This window comes from Pseudomonas gregormendelii (assembly GCF_017114825.1).
In the GTDB taxonomy this organism is placed as follows: domain Bacteria; phylum Pseudomonadota; class Gammaproteobacteria; order Pseudomonadales; family Pseudomonadaceae; genus Aquipseudomonas; species Aquipseudomonas gregormendelii.
Window position 1 is genome coordinate 69,762 of sequence record NZ_JADEVO010000002.1, and the last position, 15,830, is coordinate 85,591.

General features: G+C 60.9%; 17 protein-coding genes. 13 read left to right on the plus strand and 4 right to left on the minus strand.

What is annotated here, in order from left to right; genetic code table 11:
• Window positions 1-8: 8 nt before the first annotated feature.
• Window positions 9-914, plus strand: a complete 906-nt coding sequence (gene argB / locus IMW75_RS02035) for an acetylglutamate kinase (protein ID WP_045059191.1) — start codon at window positions 9-11, stop codon at window positions 912-914.
• 102 nt (window positions 915-1,016) lie between these two features.
• Here the strand turns inward: argB and pyrE are convergent, their stop codons facing one another.
• Window positions 1,017-1,661: an orotate phosphoribosyltransferase gene (gene pyrE, locus IMW75_RS02040; protein WP_045059192.1), complete on the minus strand. Its 645-nt coding sequence runs from the start codon at window positions 1,659-1,661 to the stop codon at window positions 1,017-1,019.
• A gap of 82 nt (window positions 1,662-1,743) precedes the next feature.
• Between pyrE and IMW75_RS02045 the strand changes: the two genes are divergently transcribed.
• On the plus strand, window positions 1,744-2,523 hold the full coding sequence (locus IMW75_RS02045; RefSeq protein WP_007934608.1) for an exodeoxyribonuclease III: 780 nt from the start codon (window positions 1,744-1,746) through the stop codon (window positions 2,521-2,523).
• Window positions 2,524-2,609: 86 nt separating this feature from the next.
• Here IMW75_RS02045 and IMW75_RS02050 read toward each other — a convergent pair whose 3' ends face one another.
• The gene (locus tag IMW75_RS02050; protein ID WP_045059193.1) at window positions 2,610-2,978 is read right to left on the minus strand and encodes a DUF4870 domain-containing protein; all 369 of its coding nucleotides are present in this window, start codon (window positions 2,976-2,978) and stop codon (window positions 2,610-2,612) included.
• Between the two features lie 29 nt (window positions 2,979-3,007).
• Complete coding sequence (rph, locus tag IMW75_RS02055) at window positions 3,008-3,730, minus strand: ribonuclease PH (RefSeq protein WP_010465211.1); 723 nt, start codon at window positions 3,728-3,730, stop codon at window positions 3,008-3,010.
• A 271-nt stretch (window positions 3,731-4,001) separates the two neighbouring features.
• Here rph and IMW75_RS02060 point away from each other — a divergent pair, with 271 nt between their 5' ends.
• The 6 genes from IMW75_RS02060 to IMW75_RS02085 all read left to right on the plus strand — a co-directional run bounded on the left by IMW75_RS02060 (window position 4,002) and on the right by IMW75_RS02085 (window position 9,310).
• Window positions 4,002-4,865 carry a YicC/YloC family endoribonuclease gene (locus IMW75_RS02060; RefSeq protein ID WP_045059194.1) on the plus strand — a complete coding sequence of 288 codons (864 nt, stop codon included), beginning with the start codon at window positions 4,002-4,004 and terminating at the stop codon, window positions 4,863-4,865.
• A 13-nt stretch (window positions 4,866-4,878) separates the two neighbouring features.
• Complete coding sequence (gmk, locus tag IMW75_RS02065) at window positions 4,879-5,499, plus strand: guanylate kinase (protein WP_045059195.1); 621 nt, start codon at window positions 4,879-4,881, stop codon at window positions 5,497-5,499.
• A gap of 167 nt (window positions 5,500-5,666) precedes the next feature.
• A complete protein-coding gene (gene rpoZ, locus IMW75_RS02070; protein WP_007894670.1) occupies window positions 5,667-5,930 on the plus strand; it encodes a DNA-directed RNA polymerase subunit omega in 264 nt (87 codons plus the stop codon).
• Between the two features lie 57 nt (window positions 5,931-5,987).
• A complete protein-coding gene (gene spoT / locus IMW75_RS02075) occupies window positions 5,988-8,093 on the plus strand; it encodes a bifunctional GTP diphosphokinase/guanosine-3',5'-bis pyrophosphate 3'-pyrophosphohydrolase (protein ID WP_045059196.1) in 2,106 nt (701 codons plus the stop codon).
• Window positions 8,094-8,118: 25 nt separating this feature from the next.
• On the plus strand, window positions 8,119-8,499 hold the full coding sequence (locus tag IMW75_RS02080) for a RidA family protein (protein ID WP_205891739.1): 381 nt from the start codon (window positions 8,119-8,121) through the stop codon (window positions 8,497-8,499).
• A gap of 70 nt (window positions 8,500-8,569) precedes the next feature.
• Window positions 8,570-9,310 (plus strand): putative periplasmic lipoprotein, encoded by a 741-nt coding sequence (locus tag IMW75_RS02085; RefSeq protein WP_045059197.1) that lies wholly within the window; start codon window positions 8,570-8,572, stop codon window positions 9,308-9,310.
• 106 nt (window positions 9,311-9,416) lie between these two features.
• Here the strand turns inward: IMW75_RS02085 and IMW75_RS02090 are convergent, their stop codons facing one another.
• Window positions 9,417-10,274 carry an SDR family oxidoreductase gene (locus tag IMW75_RS02090; protein WP_045059198.1) on the minus strand — a complete coding sequence of 286 codons (858 nt, stop codon included), beginning with the start codon at window positions 10,272-10,274 and terminating at the stop codon, window positions 9,417-9,419.
• A gap of 189 nt (window positions 10,275-10,463) precedes the next feature.
• Between IMW75_RS02090 and exbB the strand changes: the two genes are divergently transcribed.
• The 5 genes from exbB to recG all read left to right on the plus strand — a co-directional run bounded on the left by exbB (window position 10,464) and on the right by recG (window position 15,812).
• Entirely contained in the window at window positions 10,464-11,441 is a 978-nt protein-coding gene (gene exbB, locus IMW75_RS02095; RefSeq protein ID WP_205891740.1) for a tonB-system energizer ExbB, read from the plus strand.
• 6 nt (window positions 11,442-11,447) lie between these two features.
• Complete coding sequence (gene exbD, locus IMW75_RS02100) at window positions 11,448-11,876, plus strand: TonB system transport protein ExbD (protein ID WP_045057822.1); 429 nt, start codon at window positions 11,448-11,450, stop codon at window positions 11,874-11,876.
• Window positions 11,873-12,622 carry an energy transducer TonB family protein gene (locus IMW75_RS02105; protein WP_045057821.1) on the plus strand — a complete coding sequence of 250 codons (750 nt, stop codon included), beginning with the start codon at window positions 11,873-11,875 and terminating at the stop codon, window positions 12,620-12,622. Before exbD ends, IMW75_RS02105 begins: the two co-directional genes overlap by 4 nt.
• Before the next feature lie 175 nt (window positions 12,623-12,797).
• Complete coding sequence (locus IMW75_RS02110; protein WP_045057820.1) at window positions 12,798-13,727, plus strand: hydrogen peroxide-inducible genes activator; 930 nt, start codon at window positions 12,798-12,800, stop codon at window positions 13,725-13,727.
• Window positions 13,728-13,736: 9 nt separating this feature from the next.
• Window positions 13,737-15,812 carry an ATP-dependent DNA helicase RecG gene (gene recG, locus IMW75_RS02115; RefSeq protein ID WP_045057819.1) on the plus strand — a complete coding sequence of 692 codons (2,076 nt, stop codon included), beginning with the start codon at window positions 13,737-13,739 and terminating at the stop codon, window positions 15,810-15,812.
• Window positions 15,813-15,830 lie beyond the last annotated feature (18 nt).

Sequence of the window (15,830 nt, forward strand, 5' to 3'; positions counted from 1 at the left end):
AGCCCTGAATGACCCTCGAACGCGAAGCCGCCGCCAATACCGCCAAGGTCCTGTCCGAAGCGCTGCCTTACATCCGCCGCTATGTCGGCAAGACGCTGGTGATCAAATACGGCGGCAACGCGATGGAGAGCGAGGAGCTGAAAACCGGCTTCGCCCGCGACATCGTGCTGATGAAAGCCGTAGGTATCAACCCGGTGGTCGTGCATGGCGGCGGCCCGCAAATCGGCGATCTGCTCAAGCGTCTGTCGATCGAGAGCCACTTCATCGATGGCATGCGCGTGACCGACGCGCAAACCATGGACGTAGTGGAGATGGTCCTCGGCGGGCAGGTCAACAAGGACATCGTCAATCTGATCAACCGTCATGGCGGCAGCGCTATCGGCCTGACCGGTAAAGACGCCGAGCTGATTCGTGCGAAGAAACTCACCGTCACCCGCCAGACGCCGGAAATGACCCAACCGGAAATCATCGATATCGGCCAGGTAGGCGAAGTCGTCGGGATCAACACCGACTTGCTGAACCTGCTGGTCAAAGGCGATTTCATCCCGGTGATCGCCCCTATCGGCGTCGGTGCCAACGGCGAGTCTTACAACATCAACGCTGACCTGGTGGCCGGCAAGGTGGCCGAAGCGCTGAAGGCCGAGAAGCTGATGCTGCTGACCAACATCGCGGGCCTGATGGATAAATCGGGCACGGTCCTCACCGGCCTGACAACCCAACAGGTCGACGAGCTGATCGCGGACGGCACGATCTACGGTGGCATGCTGCCGAAGATTCGCTGTGCGCTGGAAGCAGTCCAGGGCGGGGTCGGCAGTTCGCTGATCATCGACGGCCGGGTGCCGAATGCCATCCTGCTGGAGATCTTCACCGATACTGGCGTGGGCACTCTGATCAGTAATCGCAAGCGTCCGTAAGCGATAGCACACACAAAAAGACCCCGCTCGGCCTGGCTGAGCGGGGTCTTTTTTTGCCTGCAATCCCTGCTGGAATTTGTCGAACCCTCTGTAGGAACTGCGCTATACGCCGAATTGGGCGCGGTACGCTTCAACGGCTGGCAAATGCTGCTTGAGCTGCGGGTCGTCCGCCAAAAACTCCAGCACCTGGTTCAGCGAAACGATGCTGATCACCGCAATACCGAAGTCACGCTCAACTTCCTGAATCGCTGACAACTCACCATTGCCCCGCTCCTGACGGTTCAGCGCAATCAATACGCCGGCCGCCTTGGCACCGTCCTGGGAAGCGATGATCTGCATCACTTCGCGGATCGCGGTGCCTGCGGTGATCACGTCGTCGATGATCAGCACTTCGCCCGTCAATGGCGCGCCGACCAGGCTACCGCCTTCGCCGTGAGCCTTGGCTTCCTTGCGGTTAAAGCACCATGGCAGGTCACGGTCATGGTGCTCGGCCAGGGCCACGGCAGTCGTGGCCGCCAAAGGGATGCCCTTGTAGGCCGGACCGAACAGCACGTCGAACGAAATGCCGCTCTCGATGATGGCCGCCGCATAGAAACGACCCAGCTGCGCCAGGGCCGAACCCGAATTGAACAGGCCGGCATTGAAGAAGTAAGGACTGGTGCGCCCGGACTTCAGGGTGAACTCGCCGAAGCGCAAAACGCCGCGATCGATGGCAAAACGAATGAAATCGCGCTGATACGCTTGCATGAAAAAAACCCCAAATACCACGGATTTAGCTAATTAGGTTGACGCCGTGTATCATACACGCACGCGATTTTTGGGGCCATTTATGCGGATCATCAGTGTGAACGTCAATGGTATTCAGGCTGCAGTGGAGCGAGGGTTGCTCAGTTGGCTGCAAGCACAGAATGCCGACGTCATCTGCCTGCAGGACACCCGCGCCTCCGCCTTTGAACTGGACGATCCAGCCTTCCAACTGGATGGCTACTTCCTTTATGCCTGCGAAGCCGAAGTTCCCGCCCAGGGTGGCGTGGCTTTGTATTCGCGGTTGCAGCCGAAGGCAGTCATCAGCGGTCTCGGTTTCGAGACAGCCGACCGCTACGGGCGCTACCTGCAAGCCGATTTCGACAAGGTCAGCATCGCGACCTTGCTGCTCCCTTCGGGGCAGAACGGCGATGAAGACTTGAACCAGAAGTTCAAGCTAATGGACGATTTCGCCCGTTATCTGGATAAACAGCGGCGCAAACGTCGCGAGTACATTTATTGTGGCTCGCTGTACGTGGCGCAACAAAAGCTGGATATCAAGAACTGGCGCGACAGCCAGCAATCCCCGGGTTTCCTGGCGCCTGAGCGTGCCTGGATGGACGAGATTGTCGGTAACATGGGTTATGTCGACGCCCTGCGCGAAGTCAGCCGCGAAGGCGACCAGTACAGCTGGTGGCCGGACAACGAACAAGCTGAAATGCTCAACCTCGGCTGGCGTTTCGACTACCAACTGCTGACCCCGGGCCTACGCCGCTTCGTACGCAGCGCACGCCTGCCGCGTCAGCCACGGTTCTCGCAGCACGCACCGCTGATCGTGGACTACGACTGGACGCTGACTATCTAGGCGTCGTTTCGCAGACACAAAAAAGCCGACAGCGATGTCGGCTTTTTTGTGCGCAATGATTTTCAATGTGGGAGCTGTGTTGATCGTTATTTGATCAAGCGCCAGGTAAACGGATACCGGTAAGGCAGCCCTTCATTGGCTTTGACGCCAGCAATGATCGTCAGCACCAAGGCACCGATTGCCACCAGCCCCAACAGGAAGAACCCGACAATCACCACCATCAACAGGAAACAGATAGCCGATGCAATGGCGACGGTGATCTGGAAGTTCAGCGCCTCCTTGCCCTGCGCATCGACGAACGGGTCCATTTCACGCTTCATCTGCCAAAGAATCAGCGGGCCGATGAGCGTGCCAAATGGAATCCATATCCCCAGCAGGGCGGACAGGTGACAAAACATCGCCCATTGCCGAACTTCCTTGCTCGGGACGGGAAGCAGCTGTTGTTCGTCACTCATGACGTCCTCCTTGCTGGGAACGGGTCCGATCAGTCGGCCAGTGCAGCTTTCTGCAGTTCGAAAATTTCGGTCATGCCTTTCTTCGCCAGTTCCAGCATAGCGTTCAACTCTTCTGGCTGGAATGGCGCGCCTTCAGCAGTGCCCTGCACCTCGATGAAGCCACCGGTGCTGGTCATTACCACGTTCAGGTCGGTCTCGGCAGCCGAGTCTTCCAGGTAGTCGAGGTCGAGCACAGGCTCGCCCTGGTACATGCCAACCGAAACGGCAGCGATCATCTGCTTGAGCGGGTCGCCACCCTTGAGGCCGCCGCGTTTCTTGATGACTTTCAGGGCATCGACCAGCGCGACCATAGCGCCGGTGATGGAGGCGGTGCGAGTGCCACCGTCGGCCTGGATGACGTCGCAATCGACGTACAGGGTCACGTCGCCCAGCTTGGACATGTCCAGCGAAGCGCGCAGCGAGCGACCGATCAGACGCTGGATCTCCAGGGTGCGACCGCCTTGTTTGCCGCGGCTCGCTTCACGCTGGTTACGTTCGCCAGTGGCCCGTGGCAGCATGCCGTATTCGGCGGTCAGCCAGCCTTGGCCCTGACCCTTGAGGAAGCGCGGCACGCCGTTTTCGACGCTGACCGTGCAGATGACCTTGGTATCACCAAACTCGACCAGCACAGAACCCTCGGCGTGTTTGGTGTAGTTGCGGGTAATGCGGATCGAGCGGAGCTGATCGGCAGCGCGACCACTTGGACGTTTCATAGGGAATACCTGTACTGGGGACGGAAAACTGCCGAGCATTATAGAGCCGTGCGCCGGGCGTGGGCACTTCTAAAAAATCCGCCCGACGATTGAGGCACTGACTCAAGCTTAGAACAGTGCTTTACCGACGGCCTGCAGCTCTTTGTCACGCGGTGTGTTTGGGCGCATACGCCCCACTGCGCTACAATCCTGCGCCTTTGCTGCCTGTCGGCTTAAATTCATAGATAGCGGGTCCTGGGTAACGCTGGGATCTGCATTGCGAGGTACCTCCATGGTGCACAGCATGACCGCTTTCGCCCGCGTCGAAAAAGCCGGCACCCAGGGTACCCTGAGCTGGGAGCTGCGCTCGGTCAACAGCCGCTACCTGGAACCGCATCTGCGCCTGCCGGAGTCGTTCCGCGACCTCGAAGGTTCGGTCCGCGAGTCGCTGCGACAGGGCCTGTCCCGGGGCAAGCTGGAGTGCACCCTGCGCTTCACCGAAGAAAACACCGATAAACCCCTGCAAGTGGATCGCGAGCGCGCCGCCCAACTGGTTGCCGCCGCCGAGACCATCGCCGGCCTGATCAAGAATCCGGCGGCGCTGAACCCGCTGGAAGTGCTGGCCTGGCCCGGCGTGCTGGTGGGCAACGCGAACGACCCGCAAGCGTTGAACGCCGAGGCACTGGCGCTGTTCAACGAAGGCCTCAAGGAACTCAAGGCTGGCCGTGAGCGCGAAGGCGCGGAATTGGCACGCTTGATCAACGAACGCCTGAGCGCGATTGAAGGCGACGTCGTGACCCTGCGCGAACTGGTCCCGCAGATGCTCGCCACCCAGCGCCAGAAAGTCCTCGATCGCTTCGCCGACATGAAAGCCGAGATGGACCCTCAGCGCCTGGAGCAGGAAATGGTCATGCTCGCTCAAAAGAGCGACGTGGCCGAAGAACTGGACCGCTTGAGCACTCACATCATCGAAGTTCGCCGGGTGCTCAAATCCGGTGGCGCGGCCGGTCGGCGCCTGGACTTCCTGATGCAGGAACTCAACCGCGAGGCCAACACATTAGGCTCCAAGGCCTTCGACCCGCGCAGCACGCAGGCTGCGGTCAACCTCAAAGTGTTGATCGAGCAGATGCGCGAACAAGTGCAGAATATTGAGTAAGGCTACCCCTGACATGACCCACAGCACCGGCACCCTGTACATCATTTCCGCCCCTTCGGGCGCGGGCAAGAGCAGCCTGGTCAAGGCCCTCACCGACGCCGACCAGGCTATCCGCGTCTCCGTCTCCCACACCACCCGCGCCATGCGCCCGGGTGAAGTGGACGGCGTGAACTATCACTTCGTCTCGCGCGAAGCATTCGTGAAGATGGGTGAACATGGTGACTTCCTGGAGCGCGCCGAAGTGTTCGGCAATCTCTATGGCACCTCGCAGAGCCATCTGCAGCAAACCCTGGACGCAGGTCACGACCTGATTCTGGAGATCGACTGGCAAGGCGCCGAACAAGTGCGCAAATTGATGCCCCAGGCGCGCTCGATCTTCATCCTGCCGCCCTCCCTGGAGGCCTTGCACCAGCGCCTGACCAATCGCGGCCAGGACAGTGACGAGATCATTGATGGGCGGATGCGTGAAGCCGTCAGCGAGATGAGCCACTACGTGGAATATGACTACCTCATCATTAACGACAATTTCGCCCATGCGCTGGACGATTTGAAAGCGATTTTCCGTGCCAACCAGCTGCATCAGAAGCGTCAGCAGCAGCGCAATGGAAAACTTTTGGCCGAATTGCTCGGCTAAACAGCTCTTCCCAAAACCGCTGCGGGGGCTTTACATTGGCACTTGCAGCGCGTTGAAGAGCTTGGTCAAAAAATCAGCGCTTCCCTAAACGCTGGTGATTTTTTAAACTGTTGAGTCCGCTCGCCCAACCGGGCAGCGCGCATATTGCATTCGCTCCGAGGAATACCATGGCCCGCGTAACCGTTGAAGACTGCCTGAACCACGTGGAAAACCGCTTTGAGCTGGTCATGCTGTCCACCAAGCGTGCCCGTCAACTGGCCACCGGCGGCAAAGAGCCTCTGGTCCAGTGGGAAAACGACAAGCCTACCGTTGTAGCCCTGCGTGAAATCGCGGAAGGCCTGATGAGCTACGAGTTCATTGCCAACGCTGAAATCGTCGAAGACGAACCGCTGTTCGCAGCGTTCGAGGACGAGTCCAACGAGGCCGTCTAAGCCTATGCCTGGTCGACGTAGCACGGCGCAGGGTCACAGCGAACGGCAGGAGTCATCATGCCGAGCATAGACGCCCTCGCCGATCGCTTATCGACCTATCTCGGCAAGGACCAGGTCAACCTGGTCCGCCGAGCGTATTTTTACGCCGAACAAGCCCACGACGGCCAACGCCGACGCAGTGGCGAGGCGTACGTCACGCACCCCCTCGCGGTGGCGAATATTCTTGCCGACATGCATATGGACCATCAGAGCCTGATGGCGGCCATGCTGCATGACGTGATCGAAGACACCGGTATTGCCAAGGAAGCGCTGCAAGCGCAGTTCGGCGAAACCGTGGCCGAACTGGTCGATGGGGTCAGCAAACTGACCCAGATGAACTTCGAGACCAAAGCTGAAGCCCAGGCGGAAAACTTCCAGAAGATGGCCATGGCCATGGCTCGGGACATCCGCGTCATCCTGGTCAAGCTGGCCGACCGCCTGCACAACATGCGCACGCTGGAAGTGCTGTCCGGGGAAAAACGCCGGCGCATCGCCAAGGAAACCCTGGAAATCTATGCACCCATTGCCAATCGGCTGGGCATGCACGCCATCCGCATAGAATTCGAAGACCTCGGCTTCAAGGCCATGCACCCGATGCGTTCTGCGCGGATCTACCAGGCGGTCAAGCGCGCCCGGGGCAATCGCAAGGAAATCGTCAACAAGATCGAAGAGTCGCTGAGCCATTGCCTGGCGATCGACGAGATTCAGGGCGAAGTCAGCGGCCGCCAGAAACACCTTTATGGCATCTACAAGAAAATGCGCGGCAAGCGTCGGGCCTTCAACGAGATCATGGACGTGTATGCGTTCCGGATCATCGTCGACAAGGTGGATACCTGCTACCGCGTGCTGGGGGCTGTTCATAATTTGTACAAACCGCTGCCTGGACGCTTCAAGGACTACATCGCGATTCCCAAGGCCAACGGTTATCAGTCGCTGCACACGACGCTGTTCGGCATGCATGGCGTACCAATCGAGATCCAGATCCGCACCCGCGAAATGGAAGAGATGGCCAACAACGGCATCGCTGCCCATTGGCTGTACAAATCCAGCGGCGACGAGCAGCCAAAAGGCACTCACGCCCGCGCGCGGCAGTGGGTCAAGGGCGTGCTGGAGATGCAGCAACGCGCCGGCAACTCGCTGGAATTCATCGAGAGCGTGAAGATCGACCTGTTCCCGGACGAGGTCTACGTGTTCACGCCCAAAGGCCGGATCATGGAGTTGCCCAAAGGCTCCACGGCGGTCGACTTCGCCTACGCGGTGCACACCGACGTGGGTAACAGCTGCATTGCCTGCCGGATCAATCGTCGTCTCGCACCGCTGTCCGAACCGCTGCAAAGCGGCTCCACGGTCGAGATCGTCAGTGCTCCCGGCGCTCGGCCGAATCCGGCGTGGCTCAATTTCGTGGTCACCGGCAAGGCGCGAACGCACATCCGCCATGCGCTGAAACTGCAACGCCGCTCCGAATCCATCAGCCTGGGCGAACGCCTGCTGAACAAGGTACTCAACGGCTTCGACAGCTCGCTGGAAAAAGTCCCGGCCGAACGGGTCAAGGCGATGCTCACCGAGTACCGTCTCGAACTGATCGAAGACCTGCTCGAAGACATCGGCCTGGGCAATCGCATGGCTTACGTAGTCGCCCGACGCCTGCTAGGCGAAGGCGAGCAATTGCCAAGCCCGGAAGGCCCGCTGGCGATTCGCGGCACCGAAGGCCTGGTACTCAGCTATGCCAAGTGCTGCACGCCGATCCCGGGCGACCCGATTGTCGGTCACCTTTCGGCGGGCAAAGGCATGGTCGTGCACCTGGACAACTGCCGCAACATCAGCGAAATCCGCCATAACCCGGAAAAATGCATCCAGCTTTCGTGGGCCAAGGATGTCACCGGGGAATTCAACGTCGAGCTGCGCGTCGAGCTGGAACACCAGCGCGGCCTGATCGCGCTGCTGGCCAGCAGCGTCAACGCGGCCGACGGCAATATCGAGAAAATCAGCATGGACGAACGCGATGGTCGCATCAGCGTGGTCCAACTGGTGGTCAGCGTGCACGACCGCGTGCACCTGGCCCGTGTGATCAAGAAACTGCGCGCACTGACCGGGGTGATTCGCATCACCCGCATGCGCGCCTAAGCCCACCTATTACAAGGAGTCATTCATGACCAAGACTGTTATCACCAGCGACAAGGCCCCGGCTGCCATCGGCACATACTCCCAGGCGATCAAGGCTGGCAACACCGTCTACATGTCGGGTCAAATTCCGCTGGACCCAAAGACCATGGAACTGGTTGAAGGCTTCGAAGCCCAGACCATCCAGGTATTCGAGAACCTGAAGTCTGTCGCTGAAGCAGCGGGCGGTTCGTTCAAGGACATCGTCAAGCTGAACATCTTCCTGACCGACCTGAGCCACTTTGCCAAGGTCAACGAGATCATGGTCAAGTACTTCGAGCAGCCTTACCCTGCCCGCGCCGCCATTGGCGTGGCCGCCCTGCCAAAGGGTTCGCAGGTTGAAATGGATGCCATTCTGGTCATCGAGTAATGCATCTGGCGCAGCCTCCCAAGGCTGCGCCGCTGATGTCGTAAAGATAGCGTTCTGAAAGGATTCCACCATGCGCCATGCGCTAGCCCTCTCGCTGGTCGCCCTGTTCCTGGGCGGATGTGCCAGCAACCCTGCCGATCGTGACATCAGCGGCACCTGGATCAATCAGGTGGCCATCGATGCAGCCGCCAAAGGCAGCCCATTACGTGAAGCGCTCCAGGCTTATGGCCCGAATCTGGAATGGGACGTTAACACCAGGGCCGCACAGGCTCGCTACACCAACGGTTTTGAGAACGTCGACGGCAAGTTGCTCGGCGAAGAGTCCGGCGCCTGGAAAGTCGATTTTTATGGCAGCTCTGCCAGCGAGCTCAAGCGTGACGGCAAGCAACTGAGCCAGGCCGCCAGCGACAATGAACCCGAGCAGGTCTTTGACCGCGCGGTGATCCCCGTGCCGGAAGGCGCACCGCTGGGCGCCAGTTTCGAGCGAGCGCTGTATACCGCCTACATGGGTGGCAGCTGGCAAGTCGTCAGTGGCCCAGGGGAAGGCAATACCGTGCAGTTCCAGGCCGATGGCCAAGTGGCCGGCCTGCCCGGCGCTGATCGCTACGCCCTTTGCCTGGCGGGTGATTGCGCGTCGATGAGCGGCGGCAACGACAACATGTGGCTGCAACAGAATGGCCAGGGCAACACCTGGATTTTTGCGCGCAAGGGCAAGGAAATGGAGATTTTCCAGGCCACCAACACTGCCAGGGAAGACGAGATGCCCCAGTTCACACCGGGCGAGCGCAAGTGGTTGCTCGAAAAGCAGTAACACCGCGAAACCTTGCAGGAGCCGGCTTGCTGGCGATAGCGTCCGTCCAGCCAATGAACCCATTGCCTGATCCAGCGCATTCGCCAGCAAGCCAGCTCCCACAAAGTCAGCAGCGACCCTCAAGAATCGCCGCATACCCCTCACGATAACTCGGGTACTTCGGCTCCCAGCCCAGAGCTTTCGCTCGCGCATTACTGCACCGCTTGCTCCCCGCCCGACGCACGCTCGCATCGTCGGCCCATTCGGTCACACCCAGATACTCGCGCAACCAGCCCACCACCTCGGCAAGCGGCGCCGGTGAGTCATCGACACCGATATAGATATCATCGAGCCCCACACCCTGCTGATCCTGTTCCAGCAGAAACGCCAGCAACCCCGCCGCATCGTCGGCGTGGATCCGGTTGCCATACAACGGCGGGTCAATCGCTACGCGATAGCCGCGACGAACCTGAGTCAGCAGCCACTCACGGCCCGGACCATAAATACCGGTCAGGCGCACGACACTCGCGGGAATGCCGCTCTGGAGCGCTACTTGCTCCGCCTCCAGCATCAGCCGGCCGGAATAACCGCCAGCCACGGTGGGTGACGTTTCGTCGACCCAGTCCCCGTCCTGCTGGCCATAAACACTGCTGCTGGAAACGAACAGCAGTCGATCAGGCACCTGCCCATAGTCGTCCAGCCAGCTCAGCACATTCTGCAAACCCTGCACGTAAGCAGCGCGGTAGCCCGCCTCATCGTGATCGGTGGCCGCGGCGCAATACACCAGGTAATCCACCGCACCGATCGGCCAGGTCGCCGGGCAGTCTTCGTTAAACAAGTCACCGGCCACGCCAATCACGCCCTCAGGCAAACGCGAAACATCCCGGCGCAGACCATGAACTTCCCAGCCGCGAGCCAGCAATTGCGTGGCCAGGCGGCTACCTACATCGCCGCAACCGGCAATCAAAACAGAAGGCGCGGACATCAGAAAACTCCTCTGGCAAAGGCACAGACTAGCGTCGGCAAAGGACGAGCGGCTAGTAATGCAGGAAAAAAAGATACTCTATTACTTTTGTTAACAAGAATTACTTGCAATAATGCCCGCCACTTTTGTTCTCGGCCTCGCGAGGCCTGGAAGAACATTTACCCTCTTTCTCTCTCAGGTCCGGCCAGCATGACACGCAATCAATCTCCCGCTTCGCCAACCAAACGACCTCGCGCCTGGAGCGCAATGGCTGCACTGTTGCTCAGCGTAATGCTGGTCCCGACTGCTGCTTACGCCGACGCCCAGGCGCCTGCAACCCCGGCAGCCGCCGAGGCACCTGCCGCCGCGCCGGCCCCCGCTGTCCCGGCCACCACACCGGTTGTCACCGACCCGGCCCAGGCAGTAGACGCCACCGCCGCAGACGCTCCGGAAGTACTTGAAGCCGACAACACCCTGGGCATGGCCCACGACCTGTCGCCATGGGGCATGTACCAGAACGCCGACATCATCGTGAAAATCGTGATGATAGGCCTGGCCATCGCGTCGATCATCACCTGGACCATCTGGATCGCCAAGGGTTTCGAGCTGATGGGCGCCAAGCGTCGTCTGCGCAGTGAAATCGCCCACCTGAAAAAGGCCACCACACTCAAGGAAGCCAGCGCCACGGCGACCAAGCCAGGCACGCTCGCCAATGTACTGGTGCATGACGCCCTGGAAGAGATGCGCCTGTCGGTCAACAGCCGCGAAAAAGAAGGTATCAAGGAGCGCGTCGCGTTTCGCCTTGAGCGCCTGGTCGCGGCCTGCGGTCGCAACATGAGCAGCGGCACCGGCGTGCTTGCCACCATCGGTTCCACCGCGCCATTCGTCGGCCTGTTCGGCACCGTGTGGGGCATCATGAACAGCTTCATCGGCATCGCCAAAACCCAGACCACCAACCTTGCAGTAGTGGCACCCGGCATCGCTGAAGCCCTGCTGGCCACGGCATTGGGCCTGGTGGCAGCGATTCCGGCGGTGGTGATCTACAACGTCTTCGCCCGCTCCATCGCCGGTTACAAGGCACAAGTCTCGGATGCCTCGGCTGAAGTCCTGCTGCTGGTTAGCCGCGACCTCGATCACCTGCCGACCACCGAGCGCTCCGCGCAACCCCACGTGGTCAAAGTAGGGTAATCAGCCATGGGCTTGCATTTGAAAGAAGGCGCAGACGACGATCTGGCCGAGAACCATGAAATCAACGTCACGCCGTTTATCGACGTGATGCTGGTGCTGCTGATCATCTTCATGGTGGCCGCTCCCCTGGCTACCGTGGACATCAAGGTCGACCTGCCAGCCTCCAGCGCAAAACCGGCACCGAGGCCGGAAAAACCGGTGTTCCTCAGCGTGAAGGCTGATCAACGCCTGTTCCTGGGCGAAGACGAAGTGAAGGCCGAAGCGCTGGGTGCCACTCTGGACGCCCGGACCAAAGGCAAAAAAGACACGACCATCTTCTTCCAGGCCGACAAGGGCGTGGACTACGGCGACCTGATGAGCGTGATGGACGCCCTGCGCGCCGCCGGTTACCTGAAGGTTGGCCTGGTGGGTCTTGAGACGGCAGCCAAAAAATGATCACGACGCGCCATAAGCTGACGCGTTACAGCGGGAGCCTGGCCGTGGTGCTGGGCGTGCACGCGCTGGCCATCGCGCTGGCACTGAACTGGACCTCGCGCCAGCCGATCCCATTGCCGCCCCAGGCAATGATGGTCGAGCTGGCGCCAGTGCCGGCCCCGCCACCACCGGCCCCGCCGAAGGTGATAACGCCGCCACAACCACCGGCACCGGTGGAAGAACTGCCGATCCCGAAACTGGCTGAAGCGCCTAAGGCCGAGATCACCGTACCCAAGCCGGTAAAACCCAAGCCCAAGCCGCAACCGCCAAAACCTGTGGAGAAGAAACCGGAACCGCCGAAGGAGAAGCCTTCCGAGGAAAAACCAGCTGACGCTCAACCGACCCAGGCACCCACGGAAAAATCCGCACAACCGGCACCTGGACCATCACCGGCGCAGCAAGCGGCCAAGGCCAGCTGGCAAAACACCCTGCTCGCTCACCTGGCCAAGTACAAAAAGTACCCGGCCAGCGCTCAGGCCAGGGGCAAGACCGGCGTTAACCGCCTGCGGTTCGTGGTAGATGCTGAAGGCAACGTGTTGTCATTCGAACTGGTGGGTGCATCCGGCAATGCCGATCTGGATCGCGCTACTCTGGAAATGATCCGCCGCGCCCAACCGCTGCCCAAGCCACCTGCGGACATGGTGAAAAACGGCCCGATTGAACTCTATGCACCTTTCGTCTACTCGCTGGAAAAGGGTCGCCGCTAAGCAACCCTGAAACCCTGTAGGAGCGAGCTTGCTCGCGATGGAATCGAACGATAACGCTTGAAGACTGACACGCCACAGCGGTCTCAGGTTTTTCGCGAGCAAGCTCGCTCCTACATAACGTGCGTCTATCGATTGCAGCCGGTATGCTTGGCGCGCAACTTCATGGACGCCTGCTATGACCCTCACAGAATTACGCTACATCGTTACTCTCGCCCAAGAGCAGCACTTCGGCCATGCCGCCGAGCGTTGCCACGTCAGTCAACCGACCTTGTCGGTGGGCGTGAAAAAGCTTGAAGACGAACTCGGTGTGCTGATTTTCGAGCGCAGCAAAAGTGCCGTGCGCCTCACGCCAGTCGGCGAAGGCATTGTCGCCCAGGCGCAGAAAGTGCTGGAGCAGGCACAAGGCATCCGTGAACTGGCCCAGGCCGGCAAGAACCAGCTGACGGCCCCACTAAAAGTCGGCGCCATCTACACCGTCGGGCCCTACCTGTTTCCGCACCTGATTCCACAACTGCACCGGGTCGCCCCGCAGATGCCGTTGTACATCGAAGAAAACTTCACCCACATCCTGCGAGACAAACTGCGCAACGGTGAGCTCGACGCGATCATCATCGCCCTGCCGTTCAACGAAGCCGACGTGCTGACCCTGCAGCTCTACGACGAGCCGTTCTACGTCCTGATGCCGGCTCAGCACCCATGGACGCAAAAAGAATCCATCGACGCCGCCCTGCTCAACGACAAGAGCCTGCTGCTGCTTGGCGAAGGTCATTGCTTCCGCGACCAGGTGCTGGAAGCCTGCCCGACCCTGGCCAATGGCAAGGACGGCGCCAAACACACCACCGTCGAATCCAGCTCCCTGGAAACCATCCGCCATATGGTCGCCTCCGGCCTGGGCATTTCGATCCTGCCGCTCTCGGCCGTGGACAGTCACCACTACGCTCCCGGCGTGCTCGAAGTGCGCCCACTGACGCCACCGGTGCCTTTCCGCACGGTAGCCATCGCCTGGCGCGCCAGCTTTCCACGTCCCAAAGCGATTGAGATCCTCGCTGACTCGATTCGCCTGTGCTCGGTCGCCAAGCCGCCAGCGCCGGTCGTTGCCGGCTAAGCCGCTGCCATGACGGAGTTGTCGCAAGTGTCGGTGACGGCACTCAAGGGCGTTGGGGAAGCCATGGCCGAGAAGCTCGCCAAGGTCGGCCTGGAGAACCTCCAGGACGTGCTGTTTCACCTGCCATTGCGTTATCAGGACCGCACTCGCGTAGTCCCGATCGGCCACTTGCGCCCTGGCCAGGACGCCGTGATCGAAGGTACCGTCAGCGGTGCCGATGTGGTCATGGGCCGCCGCCGCAGCCTGGTCGTTCGGCTGCAGGATGGAACGGGTGGACTCAGCCTGCGCTTCTACCATTTCAGCAACGCCCAGAAAGAAGGTCTCAAGCGTGGCACACGGATTCGCTGTTACGGCGAAGCGCGGCCTGGTGCCTCGGGGCTGGAGATCTACCACCCGGAGTATCGCGCCATCACCGGTGACGAGCCGCCGCCGGTCGATGAAACCCTGACCCCGGTCTACCCGCTCACCGAAGGCCTGACCCAGCAGCGTTTGCGCCAACTGTGCATGCAGACCCTGACGCTGCTGGGACCCAGCAGCCTGCCCGACTGGCTGCCGACCGAACTGGCCCGGGACTATCAACTTGCCCCGCTGGCCGACGCGATCCGCTACCTGCATCACCCGCCCGCCGATGCCGATGTCGACGAACTCGCGCTAGGGCATCACTGGGCCCAGCACCGGCTGGCCTTCGAAGAATTGCTGACCCATCAACTGTCCCAGCAGCGCCTGCGCGAAAGCATGCGCTCGCTGCGCGCACCGGCGATGCCCAAGGCGACAAAGCTGCCGGCCAGGTACCTGGCCAATCTCGGCTTCGCGCCGACCGGGGCCCAGCAACGAGTTGGCAATGAAATCGCCTACGACCTCAGCCAGCCCGAGCCCATGCTGCGACTGATCCAGGGTGACGTTGGCGCGGGCAAAACCGTAGTTGCCGCCCTGGCCGCCTTGCAGGCACTGGAAGCTGGCTATCAGGTCGCGCTGATGGCGCCCACCGAGATCCTCGCCGAGCAGCATTTCATCACCTTCAAGCGCTGGCTCGAACCGCTGGGCATCGAAGTCGCGTGGCTGGCCGGCAAGCTCAAGGGCAAAAATCGCGTGGCTGCGCTGGAGCAGATCGCCAGCGGCACCCCAATGGTGGTGGGCACCCACGCACTGTTCCAGGACGAAGTGCAGTTCAAGAACCTGGCGCTGGTGATCATCGACGAACAGCATCGATTTGGTGTGCAGCAACGCCTGGCACTGCGACAGAAAGGCGTAGGGGGACGCATGTGCCCGCACCAGCTGATCATGACCGCCACGCCGATTCCGCGTACATTGGCCATGAGCGCCTACGCCGACCTCGACACATCGATCCTCGACGAACTGCCTCCCGGGCGCACTCCGGTAAACACTGTGTTGATCACTGACACCCGGCGCGTGGAAGTGATCGAGCGGGTTCGTGGCGCCTGCGCCGAAGGCCGGCAGGCCTACTGGGTCTGCACCCTGATCGAAGAATCGGAAGAGTTGACCTGCCAGGCCGCCGAAACCACTTACGAAGACCTCACCGCCGCCCTCGGCGAGCTCAAGGTCGGGTTGATTCACGGGCGCATGAAGCCTGTGGAAAAAGCCGCAGTCATGGCCGAATTCAAGGCCGGCAACCTGCAGTTGCTGGTGGCGACCACGGTAATTGAAGTGGGCGTCGACGTACCGAACGCCAGCCTGATGATCATTGAAAACCCCGAGCGCCTGGGGCTCGCGCAACTTCATCAGTTGCGCGGTCGAGTCGGCCGGGGCAGCGCCGCCAGCCACTGCGTGCTGCTGTATCACCCGCCGCTGTCGCAGATCGGCCGCCAGCGCCTGGGCATCATGCGCGAAACCAACGATGGCTTTGTCATCGCCGAAAAAGACCTTGAGCTACGCGGCCCCGGCGAAATGCTCGGCACCCGCCAGACCGGCCTGCTGCAGTTCAAGGTCGCCGATTTGATGCGCGATGCCGACCTGCTTCCCGCCGTGCGCGACGCGGCGCAGGCCCTGCTTGAGCGGTGGCCGGATCACGTCAGCCCGTTGCTGGATCGCTGGTTGCGTCATGGGCAGCAATACGGCCAAGTGTGAGCACCGTCGCAGTTTCCG